Origin of the sequence: Demequina sp., assembly GCF_016278775.1 — a bacterium.
Taxonomy (GTDB): domain Bacteria; phylum Actinomycetota; class Actinomycetes; order Actinomycetales; family Demequinaceae; genus Demequina.
On sequence record NZ_JADQBF010000021.1, the window covers coordinates 15,770 to 29,669 of the forward strand.

12 protein-coding genes and 1 pseudogene are annotated in these 13,900 nt (G+C 66.8%); 6 read left to right on the forward strand and 7 right to left on the reverse strand.

Annotated elements, in window-relative coordinates; genetic code table 11:
- Positions 1 to 176: 176 nt before the first annotated feature.
- A complete protein-coding gene (locus tag QZZ33_RS03475) occupies positions 177 to 2,633 on the forward strand; it encodes a phosphoketolase (RefSeq protein ID WP_291378222.1) in 2,457 nt (818 codons plus the stop codon).
- 95 nt (positions 2,634 to 2,728) lie between these two features.
- Here the strand turns inward: QZZ33_RS03475 and QZZ33_RS03480 are convergent, their stop codons facing one another.
- Complete coding sequence (locus QZZ33_RS03480) at positions 2,729 to 3,304, reverse strand: XRE family transcriptional regulator (RefSeq protein WP_291378225.1); 576 nt, start codon at positions 3,302 to 3,304, stop codon at positions 2,729 to 2,731.
- Positions 3,305 to 3,370: 66 nt separating this feature from the next.
- Between QZZ33_RS03480 and QZZ33_RS03485 the strand changes: the two genes are divergently transcribed.
- Positions 3,371 to 4,312, forward strand: a complete 942-nt coding sequence (locus QZZ33_RS03485; protein WP_291378227.1) for an NAD(P)/FAD-dependent oxidoreductase — start codon at positions 3,371 to 3,373, stop codon at positions 4,310 to 4,312.
- Position 4,313: 1 nt separating this feature from the next.
- Here the strand turns inward: QZZ33_RS03485 and QZZ33_RS03490 are convergent, their stop codons facing one another.
- Positions 4,314 to 5,654 carry a hemolysin family protein gene (locus tag QZZ33_RS03490; RefSeq protein WP_291378229.1) on the reverse strand — a complete coding sequence of 447 codons (1,341 nt, stop codon included), beginning with the start codon at positions 5,652 to 5,654 and terminating at the stop codon, positions 4,314 to 4,316.
- A gap of 149 nt (positions 5,655 to 5,803) precedes the next feature.
- Positions 5,804 to 6,928 (reverse strand): GuaB3 family IMP dehydrogenase-related protein, encoded by a 1,125-nt coding sequence (locus tag QZZ33_RS03495; RefSeq protein ID WP_291378231.1) that lies wholly within the window; start codon positions 6,926 to 6,928, stop codon positions 5,804 to 5,806.
- 86 nt (positions 6,929 to 7,014) lie between these two features.
- On the opposite strand from QZZ33_RS03495, the gene QZZ33_RS03500 reads away from it, so the two are divergent.
- A complete protein-coding gene (locus QZZ33_RS03500; RefSeq protein WP_291378233.1) occupies positions 7,015 to 8,277 on the forward strand; it encodes a Glu/Leu/Phe/Val dehydrogenase in 1,263 nt (420 codons plus the stop codon).
- 51 nt (positions 8,278 to 8,328) lie between these two features.
- Positions 8,329 to 9,075, forward strand: a complete 747-nt coding sequence (locus QZZ33_RS03505; protein WP_291378234.1) for an exonuclease domain-containing protein — start codon at positions 8,329 to 8,331, stop codon at positions 9,073 to 9,075.
- Here the strand turns inward: QZZ33_RS03505 and QZZ33_RS03510 are convergent.
- Positions 9,072 to 10,112 (reverse strand): ABC transporter permease, encoded by a 1,041-nt coding sequence (locus QZZ33_RS03510; protein WP_291378235.1) that lies wholly within the window; start codon positions 10,110 to 10,112, stop codon positions 9,072 to 9,074. The genes QZZ33_RS03505 and QZZ33_RS03510 overlap by 4 nt on opposite strands.
- A gap of 67 nt (positions 10,113 to 10,179) precedes the next feature.
- Between QZZ33_RS03510 and QZZ33_RS03515 the strand changes: the two genes are divergently transcribed.
- The gene (locus tag QZZ33_RS03515) at positions 10,180 to 10,824 is read left to right on the forward strand and encodes a TetR/AcrR family transcriptional regulator (protein WP_291378237.1); all 645 of its coding nucleotides are present in this window, start codon (positions 10,180 to 10,182) and stop codon (positions 10,822 to 10,824) included.
- On the opposite strand, the gene QZZ33_RS03520 is transcribed toward QZZ33_RS03515, so the two are convergent.
- On the reverse strand, positions 10,821 to 11,570 hold the full coding sequence (locus QZZ33_RS03520) for a TSUP family transporter (protein WP_291378238.1): 750 nt from the start codon (positions 11,568 to 11,570) through the stop codon (positions 10,821 to 10,823). The two genes, QZZ33_RS03515 and QZZ33_RS03520, sit on opposite strands and share 4 nt — an antisense overlap.
- 2 nt (positions 11,571 to 11,572) lie before the next feature.
- Positions 11,573 to 13,084 (reverse strand): IMP dehydrogenase, encoded by a 1,512-nt coding sequence (guaB, locus tag QZZ33_RS03525; protein ID WP_291378240.1) that lies wholly within the window; start codon positions 13,082 to 13,084, stop codon positions 11,573 to 11,575.
- A gap of 287 nt (positions 13,085 to 13,371) precedes the next feature.
- Between guaB and QZZ33_RS03530 the strand changes: the two genes are divergently transcribed.
- Complete coding sequence (locus QZZ33_RS03530) at positions 13,372 to 13,662, forward strand: WhiB family transcriptional regulator (protein ID WP_291378242.1); 291 nt, start codon at positions 13,372 to 13,374, stop codon at positions 13,660 to 13,662.
- 128 nt (positions 13,663 to 13,790) lie between these two features.
- Here the strand turns inward: QZZ33_RS03530 and QZZ33_RS03535 are convergent.
- Positions 13,791 to 13,900, reverse strand: a pseudogene (locus QZZ33_RS03535) (co-chaperone GroES); the annotation flags it as partial.

Consider the following 13,900-nt stretch of genomic DNA (forward strand, 5'->3'; position numbering starts at 1 on the left):
CTTTGCTGGTGTCGTGGGAGGCCAGTTTCAATGTATGACACGGTGCGCCACCGGTGCACATCGGCTTCCCACCCACACTGTCGCTTACACCGTGGGCCCTGCTCAGGGACCTACTACCTGACGGCGATGCCCCTGCCGTGGGATGCTGAAAGGACCCCACACGAAGGGAGAACGCCGTGTCGCCCCACCCCTGGGCTCCTCGCTCCACAGAATCTGCGACGTCAGACGAAATCTCGGGAATCGACCGTTGGTGGCGGGCCACCAACTACATGAGCGTCGGCCAGATATACCTGCTCGACAACCCCCTGCTCCGCGAGCCACTGCACCGCGATCACGTGAAGGCCCGCCTGGTGGGTCACTGGGGAACTACCCCTGGCCTCAACTTCATCTACGCGCACCTCAATCGCATGATCAAGGCGCGCAAGCAACCCACCATGTACATCATCGGCCCAGGTCACGGCGGGCCCGGCCTGGTCGCGTGCAGCTTCCTCGATGGGACCTACACCACCACGTACCCGGACATCTCCTACGACGAGGAAGGCTTGGCGCGCATGTTCAAGCAATTCTCGTTCCCCGGCGGCATCCCGTCGCACGTGGCTCCCGAGACGCCCGGCTCTATCCACGAGGGTGGCGAGCTCGGCTACGCGCTGAGCCACGCGTACGGAGCGGCCTTCGACAACCCGGACCTGCTGGTCGCCGCAGTCGTCGGTGATGGCGAGGCCGAGACGGGACCGCTCGCGACGTCGTGGCACTCCAACAAGTTCATCAACCCCGCCACCGACGGCGTGGTGCTGCCGATCCTGCACCTCAACGGCTACAAGATCGCCAATCCCACGGTGCTGGCCCGCATCTCGGACGAGGAACTCGACCAACTGATGCGCGGCTACGGCCACAAGCCCCACGTGTTCGTCGGCGGCTTTGACGACGAATCACCCGAGTCGTTCCACGCCCGCTTTGCCGAGGTGCTCGACACCGTGATGGACGAGATCGCCGAGATCAAGGCGGAGGCCCAGCGCAACCCCGACATGGAGCGTCCCATGTGGCCCATGATTGTGATGCGCACCCCCAAGGGTTGGACCTGCCCGCCCAAGATCGACGGCAAGATCACCGAGGGCTCATGGCGTGCACATCAGGTGCCGCTGTCGAGCGCGCGGGACACCGAGGAGCACCTGCACGTCCTCGAGGACTGGATGAAGTCCTACCGGCCAGAAGAGCTGTTCGACGAGGCGGGCGCACCGCTCAAGGAGGTCACCTCCCTGGCACCCAAGGGCGACCTGCGCATGTCGGCCGCGCCCCAAGCCAACGGCGGCATCCTGCTGCAGGACCTGCGCCTGCCGGACTTCCGCAAGTACGCGGTCGACGTGCCCACGCCAGGAGCAGGAATGGCCGAGGCCACACGCGTGCTCGGCGGGTACTTCAAGGGCGTCATGGAAGCCAACCCCGACAACTTCCGCATCTTCGCGCCAGACGAGCTCGCGTCCAACCGGATTCAGGCCGTGCTGGACGTCACCAACAAGGTGTGGAACGCGCGCAGTGAATTCGACGACGAGAACATGGGCCACGAGGGCCGCGTCATGGAGGTGCTGTCGGAGCACCAATGCCAGGGCTGGCTCGAGGGCTACCTGCTCACCGGCCGCCACGGCGTGTTCACGTCCTACGAGGCGTTCATCCACATCATTGACTCGATGTTCAACCAGCACGCCAAGTGGCTCAAGGTGTCGAGCGAACTGCCGTGGCGCCGCCCCGTGGCGTCGCTCAACTACCTGCTGTCCAGCCACGTGTGGCGCCAAGACCACAACGGCTTCAGCCACCAAGACCCCGGCTTCATCGACCACGTGGTCAACAAGAAGGCCGAGGTGGTGAGGGTGTACTTGCCGCCGGACGCCAACACCCTGCTGTCCACCTACGACCACTGCCTGCGTTCACGCGACTACGTCAACGTGGTGGTCGCCGGCAAGCAGCCGCAGGCGTCGTGGCTCACCATGGACCAGGCGATCGACCACTGCACCCGCGGTATTGGCATCTGGGACTTCGCGTCCAACGTGCCGCTGGGCGAAGAGCCCGACGTGGTCATGGCCGCCGCAGGCGACGTGCCCACGCTTGAGGTGCTCGCCGCGATCGACATCATCCGGCGTGAACTGCCCGAGCTCAAGGTGCGGATGATCAACGTGGTGGACCTGATGCGGTTGCAGCCGGAAAAGGAGCACCCGCACGGGATGCCCGACAGGGACTTCGACCAGCTGTTCACCACCGACAAGCCGATCATCTTCAACTACCACGGCTATCCGTGGCTCATCCACCGGCTCACCTACCGCCGCAGCGGGCACGACAACCTGCACGTGCGCGGCTTCAAGGAGGAGGGCACCACCACCACGCCGTTCGACATGGCCATGATGAACGACATCGACCGCTACCACCTGGTCATGGACGTCATCGACCGTGTCCCCGGCCTGGGCACCCGTGCCGCCTCGCTGCGTCAGAAGCTGTTCGACATGCGCCTCGAGGCCCGCCGCTACGCCCGCGAGTACGGCGAGGACCAGCCCGAGGTCGCGAATTGGGTCTGGCCAGATGCCGCTGGTGTGGTTGATGATGATGTTGACGCTGTTGCCGCTACTGGCGGTGACAACGAGTAGGTTTCTTTCCCTTCCTACGCGACGGGGCCCCGGGTGGTGCAGCGACCCGGGGCTTCGGCGTTTCACGGCTCTTCCCGCCCGCGCCCGTAGTTCGACTAGATTCCGTTGCGCTCGGGGTCGGTTGCCACGTGGGTGTGGACCCGTGCGCCATCCACGCCGAAGATCGCGAGCGCCTGCACGGGGCGCCTTCCTGCCGACGTGATGGCGTGCGGGGTGCCGGTGTCGAACTCGGCGGCCTCTCCCTCGGCGAGCACAAACTCCTGCTCGCCCAGCCTCAGCCGCAAGCGGCCGCTCAGCACGTAGAGCCACTGATGACCCTCGTGCACCTTGAGTGACGGCTCCTCGCCTGCGGGAGGGTAGGTGATCCTGTAGGTCGCGAGCGCGGAGCCCTCGGGGGAGAGCGGCGCGATCACGAGCCCGTCTCGCTTGATGACGGGCCTGCGCACCCTAGGGTCGACATCCGCCTCGGGCAAGAGGTCGTCGATGCGTACCCCCAGTTGTCGTGTCAGCGGGAGCAGCAATTCGAGAGTCGCCTGGCGTTTGCCGGATTCGAGACGCGACAGCGTGCTGGGCGACAACTGAGCACGCGCGGCCAACTCCTCGAGGGTCAAGCCGCGCGCGTGGCGCAGGGCCCTGAGCCGGGGGCCCACGTGCGAGGCGACGCTCCCCATCACCACTCCTTGCCATTTCCGCAAGTTCCCTTGCCACAGCGGCATGTCGGACTACAGCCTACTGGCATGTCCCCTCGCCACGTGTACGACGCCATCGTCCTTGGCGGAGGTCCAGCTGGGCTCTCCGCCGCGCTCATGCTCGGCCGCTCCCGTAGGAGCACGCTTGTGCTCGACGCCGCCCGACCCCGCAACCGCTTCGCCTCCCACATGCACGGCGTGTTGGGCAACGAGGGCGTCGACCCGGCGACTCTGCTCGAACGCGGCCGCGCCGAGATCGCCTCCCATGGGGTCGAGTACCAGTTGGCGGCGGCCCACGAGGTGACGGGCGCCGCGCACGGACTCGAGGTGATCCTGGAAGGCGCCGCGCTCTCCACCCGCGCGCTCGTGCTCGCCACCGGAGCACGGGACCAACTCCCCCACATCAATGGGCTCGCCGAACGTTGGGGACATACCGTCCTTCACTGCCCCTACTGCCACGGGTGGGAGGTGCGCGACCAACGCCTCGGCGTGCTGATCACATCGCCCCTCCAGGCACACCTGCCATTCCTCCTCCGCCAGCTCAGCGACCGGGTCGCCGTCTTCGCGTCCAACGCGAGCGCCCTCGACGCATCCACCCGCGCCCGCCTCGAGGCTAGGGAGATCACGGTGATCGACGCGGGCCTGACCTCCTTGGAAGGCCCAGCGCGCGTCTTGGAGTACGCCACGACCAGCGCCGGGGAGCGCGTGCCGCTCGACGCGCTCTTCGCGGGCGGAACCGTGTCCCCTCACGACGCGATGCTGGCCGGTCTTGACCTGGAACGAGACGAGTCCCCTTCAGGTTCCTTCCTCACGATCGACCAAACGGGCAAGACCTCGCACCCCCGCATCTGGGCCGCTGGCAACGTGGTCACCCCTCACGCGAACGTCCCCATGTCGATGGGCGCGGGCACGATGGCTGGGGCAGCAGTCAACGCGACCCTGGCAGAGGAAGACGCCGACGCCTCGCACGCGCGCCACACGCATCGATGACCTAACGACTGTCGGGCTCGACCTCGCGCGCGTTGGCCACCCTTACCAGGCGTATCCGCCGCCCATCGACCTCGGACACCGTGATCACCACGGACGTGAGCGGGCGCTCGTCCTCGCCCTCATGCTCGCCCTCGTACTCGCCACGGCTCTCGACGATCACCTCGTCACCGACCCGCGCCAGCCGCCCGAGCCTGGCGATCATGAAGCCGGCAACGGTTTCATAGGGACCATCGGGAAGCGAGACGCCAGTGCGCTCCGCGAAGTCCTCGATGGTGAGCCCCGCGTCCAGCGTGTCACCGTCGGCCTCGAGGTGCGCGGGTGGCGGAGGGTCGTACTCGTCGGCGATCTCACCCACCAACTCCTCGAGGAGGTCCTCGAAGGTCACGATGCCATCGGTGCCTCCGTGCTCGTCGACCACTACCGCGATGTGGTGTCTGCCCGCACGCATCTCAGCGAGTACCGGCATGACGAACGCGGTCGAAGGGACGTAAAGAATTGGCCTCGCGAGGGCGCCCGCTGGCTGCTGCGGTGCGGCAGTGAGCAGGTCCCTCACGTGGAGGAAGCCGACCACATCGTCCATGGTGTCGGCGATGACGGGATAGCGCGAGTAGGGCAGCGTCGCCACTCGCGCGCTCACCTCGGCGGCGGGCGTCCGCGCATCGACAAACTCGACGTCTGCGCGGTGGCGCAACACCTCGGCCATCATGCGCTCACTAACGCCCAGAACGTCGCTCACGATACGTCGCGCGTCGTCGGGAAGCCCTTCATGGGAATCCACGAGACCCCTCAGCTCCTCACCGGACATCGACTCGGCCCTGACCTTCGGGTCCCCGCCCAATAGGCGCACCACCGCGTCAGTTGACACCGACAACAGCCAGATGACCGGTCGCATGGCGGTTGCAAAGCGGTCGAGGGCTGGAGTCACGGCCATGGCAAGGCCCTGCGCGCGCTGCAACGCGAAGCGTTTTGGTACGAGTTCCGCCAACACGAGCGAGAGGTACGCCACCACGAGCGTCAGCAGGATCGTCGCCACCGTCAGGGCGGCTTCGTGACCAAGCCCAGCCGTCTCCAACGACGGAGCAAGAGCGGGGGCCAACGTCGAGGCGCCATACGCGGCGGAGATGAAGCCTGCGACAGTGACACCGATCTGTACGGCCGCAAGGAATCGATTGGGATCGCGCGCCACCCGCGCCACGTGGGCGCCTCGCTTGCCGCGCTTGGCCAACTGATCGAGTTGGCTCTCGCGCAAGGACACGAGCGCGAGCTCCGTTCCAGCGAAGAGCCCACCGATGAGGATGAACAACAGCACGATCCCCACACTCGCCCACATCTGCTCGGTCATCGGGATACCTCCAGCGACGGCCAAGGTGGCAAGAGCAGCAGGGGACTCGCAGGGTCATCCATGGTGAAAGTACAGCCGCCGCGAGAGCGCGAGTCAACTTGATCAGGAGGGGAAGACACCGCGGTGGGGCCCCAGTCGCCTGGCGATGCCTAGCCCGCCTGGTACGGGCTGACCACCACGTCGACCCGCTGGAACTCCTTGAGATCCGAATAGCCAGTGGTCGCCATCGACCGACGCAGCGCGCCCATGATGTTGGTGGTGCCGTCGGCACGCGCGCCGGGGCCGAACATGATCTCGTCGAGCGTTCCGACTGAACCCACGTGTACGCGTTCACCGCGCGGGAGCTCGGGGTGGTGTGCCTCTGACCCCCAGTGGAATCCGCGCCCTGGCGCCTCCTCTGCACGCGCCAGCGCGGCGCCCAGCATGAACGCGTCCGCGCCGCACGCAATGGCCTTGACCATGTCGCCAGAGCGGCCCAGCCCGCCGTCGGCGATGACGTGCACGTAGCGGCCGCCGGACTCGTCCAGGTAGTCCCGCCTGGCCGCAGCAACGTCGGCGACCGCCGTGGCCATCGGCGCGTGAATGCCTAGCGACGTGCGTGTGGTGTGGGCCGCGCCGCCGCCGAAGCCGACCAGCACCCCCGCCGCGCCAGTGCGCATGAGGTGCAGGGCCGCCTGATAGGTCGCCGCGCCGCCCACGATGACGGGAACGTCCAGCTCGTAGATGAACTTCTTGAGGTTGAGCGGCTCCCCGTCGGCAGACACGTGTTCGGCGGACACGGTCGTGCCGCGAATGACGAACAGGTCCACGCCCGCGCTCAGCACTGCGGAGTAGTGCTCTTGAGTGTTGTGGGGCGAAAGCGCCCCCGCCACGGTCACGCCCGCCTCGCGCATCTCACCCAGCCGCGCCGCAATGAACTCGGCCTTGATGGGCTCGCGATAGATCTCTTGCATGCGAGCCGTCGCGGCCTCGGAGGGCAAGGACGCAATCTCGGCCAGCAACGACGTCGGGTCCTCGTAGCGCGTCCACAGTCCCTCAAGGTCGAGCACCCCGAGCCCGCCCATCTTGCCCAGCGCGATGGCGGTGGCCGGCGACATCACCGAGTCCATGGGTGCGGCGATCACGGGGACGTCAAAACGGAACGCGTCAATCTGCCACGCCAGGGACACGTTCTGGGGATCGCGCGTGCGGCGCGAAGGCACGATCGCCACATCGTCGAAGGAATACGCCCTGCGCCCGCGCTTGCCGCGACCAATCTCAATCTCGTTGCTCACGCCTCCAGCCTAGCGGTCGACAGAGCGCACCTCCCCTGTGTTCCCGCTCGCGGCTACAGTCAAGACAACAGCACCAGGAGGTCGCGATGGCGTGGTCCAGTCCCCCGGCTCAAGGTCCGCTCGCCGACGCCTTGGCACAATTGGCCGCGACGGTCGAGCACCTCGGCTACGACGATGGCATGCACCAGATGCTCGCGACCGCGCGGCGCGAGATGCAGGTGAGCGTTCCCCTCCGCAGGGACGATGGCAGCGTTCACGTGTACTCCGGGTATCGCGTCCAGCACAACTTCTCAAGAGGCCCGGCGAAGGGTGGACTGCGATTCGCCGCCAATGTGGATCTCGACGAGATCCGCGCTCTGGCCATGTGGATGACCTGGAAGTGCGCGCTCGTCGACGTCCCCTACGGAGGTGCCAAGGGCGGCGTCGCAATTGAGCCCAGGGACCACAGCGTCGGCGAACTGGAGCGCGTCACCAGGCGCTACACCTCGGAAATCGCCCCGATTATCGGGCCGGAGGTGGACATCCCTGCTCCCGACATCGGCACAGACGAGCAGACGATGGCCTGGATGATGGATACCTACTCTGCGCTCGTCGGTCACACCGTGCAGGGCGTCGTCACGGGAAAGCCAGTGGGACTCGGCGGCTCGCGCGGTCGCGCCACTGCCACGTCGCGAGGGGTGGCACACATCGCCCTCCTGGCCTTGGCGGCGCATGGCTTCGAGCCCGAGGGCACCACCGCCGCTGTGCAGGGCTTCGGCAAGGTGGGGCACGATGCCGCCCGCTTCCTGGCAGCGGCGGGAGTCATCGTGCGCGCCGTCAGCGATGTGGACGGGGCGGTCTACGCACGTGACGGCTTGGACATCGCTCGCCTGAGCGCCCACGCGGAGCGCACCGGTTCCGTCGCAGGCTTCCCGGGAGCGGAGCCCTTGGATCCCGCCGACCTGCTCACCCTGGACGTGGACGTCCTGGTGCCCGCAGCGATCGAGGGCGTGCTCACGGCGGACAATGCCGAGCGGGTCCAGGCGCGCTTTGTGGTCGAGGGCGCGAACGGTCCGACCACCAAGGACGCCGACGCCATCCTCCTGCAGCGCGACGTGGTGGTCGTGCCGGACATCCTCGCCAATGCCGGAGGCGTGATCGTCAGCTACTTCGAGTGGGTGCAGGCTCACCAGGCCTACCAGTGGAGCGAGCGCGAGGTGAATGACCGCCTCGAGGAGCGGCTCACGACGGCGTGGCACGACGTGGTCGAGTACGCCGGCGCCCACGCACTCACCTACAGGCAGGCCGCCACCGCCCTCGCGGTGCGCCGGGTCACCGAGGCGCATCGCCAACGGGGGCTCTACCCGTAGCACCCGCCGCGCCTAGCGACCCGCGTCTCACCCCCGTGACAAGGTGGACTCATGAGTTGGATAGACGGCCCGATGCTGGGCTTTGATACGGAGACAACTGGCATCTCGCCCCACAACGATCGGATTGTCACGGCCGCGGTGATTCGCCGCCAGGGTGCGGCTGTTGACGTGCGCGAGTGGCTCATCGATCCAGGCATCGAGATTCCTGCGCGCGCCACGGAGGTGCACGGCATCACCACCGAGAAGGCGCAATCAGAAGGCGCCACACCGGCCGACGCTCTGGAAGAGATCGCCGCAGCCCTCGCCGATGCCCTGGGTGCGGGGATTCCGGTCGTCGGCTTCAATGTCCAATACGACCTCACCATCCTTGAGGCGGAACTTGCGCGCCACGGACTGCGCACCTTGGCGCAACGCCTGCCGCAGGGAATCAGGCCCATCATCGATCCGCTCGTGCTCGACCGTCACCTCGACAAGTACCGCAAGGGAAAGCGCAAGCTGATCGACATGTGCGGCACGTACAGGGTTCAGGTCGTGGCAGACGATCTCCACGCGGCCGATGCCGATGTGCTGGCGACTCTTGACCTGGTCCCCGCGATTGCGGAGCGGTACCCGTCGCTCAGCACCGTCGCGCTCCAGGATCTGCACGACCAGCAGGCGGCGGCCCACAGCGCGTGGGCCAACCGGTTCCGCGCGTGGCTCATCTCGAAGGGCACCACGGATGACCTCCCCAGCCCGGAGTGGCCCGTCGCCAACGCCGCGGCAGAAGCCGATGACGCGGACACTCCTGCGCTGTTCTAGGGTCGTCGGGACGCGGCGATCGCCAGCAAACCGAGCCCGGACACCAGCCATATCGTCAGTGCGAGGTATGCCGCACCTGAGCCCGCGCCGTCAAAGGCGCTGAGGGACCTGAGCGCCCTGAGCAGCGCGCCCGGCGGTAGCGCCTGACCCAATTCGGCCCACCCCGGAGGTACCGTCTGCGGACCGCCGGCTATTCCTGCAAGCGGGTTGCCCAGCAACATCACTGAGACCGCGACCACCGAGAACCCCGCGCGCCCCACGAGAATCCCCAGCCCGAGCACCGCGGTCGCGATTCCTGTCATAGCGAGTGCCATGGTGCCCCACTCGGCAAGGACGTTGCCGCTGAGAGAACCCAGCCATCCGTGCACGATGCCCACCACGGCCGCGCCCGTCACCACGGGTGTCACGAGCACCAGCGCCAGTTGGCGCATCATCCCCGCGATGGAAAACAACGCTAGCCCTCCGAGCACCACCCCGCCAAAGGACAGCGGCAAGATGGCCGACGCGAGACCTGCCCCGCGGGGGTCGTCTTGCGAGGTGGGCGCCAGGTCCGTGACCGCCGCGCTGGGGCCTTCAATGCCTGCCTGCGCGGCCCGCTCCCCGGCTAACGCATCGGCCAGTCCCGTCACCACCTGTGCCAGCATCGGTGATGCGGCCGACGCGACGAGGACCTCCACCCCCTCGGGCCCCAGCATGATGACGCCAGCCACTTCGCCGTTCTCTAGGGAGCGCGTCGCCTCTGCGCGGGTGCCCACCGCAGCGAGTTCGAAGGCTCCAGGCCGCCGCATCTCTACGCTCTGCTGTAGCGAGTCCACCGCAGTTGGGGGCGCGACTACCGCCACGGGCACGTCGCGGGGGGCGCTGTGCGCGGCGGGCCACGCGAACCCCACGAGGGCGATCGACGCGAAGGCGGCCACGAGCAGACCGGTGACCGCGACACGCCGCCATGGTGTCGGGAGCGGCGAGGCCGTCGGCCCCACCTCGTGCCCGGCGTCGTCGTGCGTGGGCTCAATTAAAAGTGAACGTTCGTTCGTCATGGGTTCAGGATGCAAGCCCGAGCCGCGCCTTGTCAAGACGAACGTTCATTTTTGCTACCGTGCGTGTATGCCGAAGCTCACCGACGAGGCCTTTGCGTCCAGGCGCGACCACATCTTGTGGTCCGCGCTGCGGTGCTTCGCGCGACAGGGGTTTCACTCGACGTCGATGGCGCAGGTCATCGCCGAGTCGGGGGTCTCTGCCGGTTCGGTCTACCGCTACTTCCCCTCGAAGGCAGACCTCATCTTGGCCGCGGGCGACTGGGTGCTGGGTCGAGTGCTCGACGCGGCCGACGAAGCGGTCGCGATACGCGACGAGGCCTCGCCGGTCGCGGTGATGCGGGTGGTCTTCGAGCGCATCCACGAGAACCTGCACCCCGACGGCGAGGACCGCTCCGTGGTGGCTTTGAGCGTGTGGCAAGAGGCCACGCGGGATGCCCGCGTCGCGGCGATGTTGCAACACAACTACGGGGAGTTGCGCGCGCGGGTGCGGGTACTCGTGGTGCGCTGGCGGGACGCCGGTCACCTACCCGTGTCGACGGATGCCGACGGGTTGGCCACGGCGCTCTTCGCGTTGATTCCCGGGCTGATCGTCCAGCATCATGCTCTCGGCGCTGAGATCGACAGTGGTGCGGCGTTTGGGGCCATCGAGGCCCTGTTCGCGGGCGCCGAGGCGGCCGCGCATGCCGCCCGCGACCAGGCGCAGGACGTCTAGTCCATCAGCACCCGCACGAGCATGCCGAGCGACATCACCACAATGAGCACTCGTAGTACCAACGGCTTGACGCGAAACAGCACGTGAGACGCCACGTACGAGCCCACGAGTTGGCCGCCGATCATCGCCGCACCTGCGACCAACACCACCTGACCCACCGCCAAGAAGACAGCCAGCGACGCCACGTTGGTCGCGAAGTTCAGGGTCTTCGCCACAGCGGTTGACTGCACGAGCGTCTGGGCGCGAAGAGCCACTCCGGTGAGCGCGAAGAGCGATCCAGTGCCAGGGCCGAACGCCCCGTCGTACGCGCCGATCGCGGGCACCACCGCCCCCCGGAATGCACCCTCCCCCATGCGCGGCTGTGCTGGCGGGTGGTGAGCACGGGGGACCAACAGGAAGTAGGCCGCGATCAGCGCCAACACCACGGGAATGAGGATCCGCAGGCCATCCGCGTCGACAAACTGAATCCCCATCGAACCCGCGACGGAACCGACGAAGGCGAGCAGCATCGGCCATCTGACGTCCGCCCACGACACCCTTCTTCGCCGCAGCACCTGGTAGGTGGCCATGCCTGTGCCAAAAGAGCCCTGCAGCTTGTTGGTGCCGAGCGCCGCGAGCGGCGGCACCCCTGCGAGTAGCAAAGCAGGCAGCGTCAGCAGGCCCCCTCCGCCGGCAAGCGTGTCAAGAAACCCGGCAGCGAGCGCGACCACAGCCAGGATGGCCAACGCATGCCAGGTGAGTTCCACCGCTAGTTGGGGCCCGCATAGTTGGGCGCCTCGACCGTGATCTGAACGTCGTGCGGGTGGCTCTCTTTGAGCCCGGCCGGCGTGATCCGCACGAACTTGCCCTTGGATTGCAGCTCGGGGATGGTGCGCGCTCCCACGTAGAACATCGACTGCCCAAGTCCACCGACCAACTGCCGCACCACGGAACTCAGCGGCCCCTTGTACGGCACACGCCCTTCAATGCCCTCTGGAATGAGGTCGTCGTCGCTAGGCGCATCGGCCTGGAAATAGCGGTCCTTCGAGTACGAGCGGCGCCCGCGTGACGCCATGGCCCCCATCGAACCCATCCCGCGGTAGCTCTTGAACTGCTTGCCGTTGACCAGCACCAGGTCTCCCGGCGTCTCGGCGCAACCGGCAAAGAGCGACCCAATCATGACGGACGACGCCCCCGCCACCAGCGCCTTGGCGATGTCGCCGGAGTGCTGGAGACCGCCGTCGGCGATGATCGGCACGCCCGCTGCGCGCGCCGCGAGTGACGCCTCATAGACGGCAGTGATTTGAGGAACACCCACGCCTGCCACGATGCGCGTCGTGCAGATCGACCCAGGGCCCACTCCCACCTTGATGGCGTCCACTCCCGCTTCCACAAGGGCCTCCGCACCCGCGCGCGTGGCGACGTTGCCGCCGATCACCTGTACGTGCGAGGTGGCTGGATCGGCCTTGAGGCGCTTGATCATGTCGATCATCGCCTGCGCGTGGCCGTGGGCGGTGTCCACTACAAGTGCGTCGACCTCCGCGTCGACCAGGGTTGTTGCCCGCTCCCACGCGTCGCCGAAGAAGCCCACGGCTGCGGCGACCCGCAGGCGCCCCTCGTCGTCCTTGGTGGCCAGAGGATACTTCTCCGTCTTGACGAAATCTTTGACGGTGATGAGGCCCGTGAGCTTGCCGTGCTTGTCGACGAGCGGCAGCTTCTCGACACGGTGCTTGGCGAGCAGTTCAGATGCGGCCGCATTGGACACGCCTTCTGGTGCAGTGATGAGCGGCATGGGCGTCATCTGGTCGCGCACGACTCGGCCAGCGTAGTCGCTCGGTGCCACGAATCGCATGTCACGGTTGGTGATGATGCCGAGCAGTGTGCCGTCCTCATCCACGACTGGCAGACCGGACACCCGATAGCGGGCACAGAGTGCGTCGAGGTCCGCGAGGCTCGCGTCAGGGCGGATGGTCACCGGATCCGTGATCATGCCGGACTCTGAGCGCTTCACGGTGACGACTTGCTGCGCTTGATCGTCGATCGAGAGGTTGCGATGCAGCACGCCGATGCCACCGAGCCGGGCTAGTGCGATCGCGAGCCGCGCCTCTGTCACAGTGTCCATGGCCGCGCTGAGCAGCGGCATGGCGATGTCGATGCCGCGAGTAAGTCGTGTTGCGGTGGACACCTCCGAGGGCGTGACGTCACTCTCCCCCGGAAGCAAGAGAACGTCGTCGTACGTCAGACCGGTGAACCCGAAGGGGTCGTGCTCGCTGGTTGCCATGGGGCCAAGTCTAGGGCTCGGCGAACGATCGAGGGATCGCCCCACAGACATACCCTGGGTGGCATTTGTCCGGTGTTCACCCAGGGAGGAAGTAGGAAATGACCCCCAATATGGGGGTTCACAACCCCACATCATGAGAGTACAAACAGTCATGGAGGTCAGCAGTACGCCGGACACTCTTGACTGTCCCTTTCGTCCGGTTTACGGTGATTCTGTCCTTGATGCCAGGTCTAGGGCGGAGTCCAGTCAACGCAGACGAGAGTTTCAACCGCCGAGCAAGGAGCACGATGGAGACGATCGCCACCCTGCCAGCCCCCACTCAAGCCCAATGGGAGTGGCAGTACGAGGGCTCGTGTCGAGACGCCGACCCGAACCTGTTCTTTCACCCTGAGGGTGAACGCGGTGCCGCGCGACGCCGACGCGCAGAAGCCGCCAAGCAGTATTGCAACCGATGCCCCGTTCTTGAGTTATGCAGAGAACGCTCCCTGGCCGCGCGTGAACCGTTCGGCGTGTGGGGAGGGCTGAGCGAGGACGAACGCCATGCGATCCTCGCCGGCCGTTTGAAGCAGGCGAGTTGACGTCCCGCTTCTGATCCATCTCCGTCGCGCTAGCCGCCTAGCCCCCCTCAGGGCGGCAGGCTCACACGGAGAAAGCGAAAGCCCCGGCAACCGTGAGGTCCCCGGGGCTTTCGTCTGCGTAGCGAGGCTTACTCGACGACGGCGAGCAGGTCACGCACGGACAGGATCAGGTATTCCTGACCTCCGTGCTTGACCTCGGTGCCGCCGTACTTCGAGTACATGACCCGGTCGCCAACGG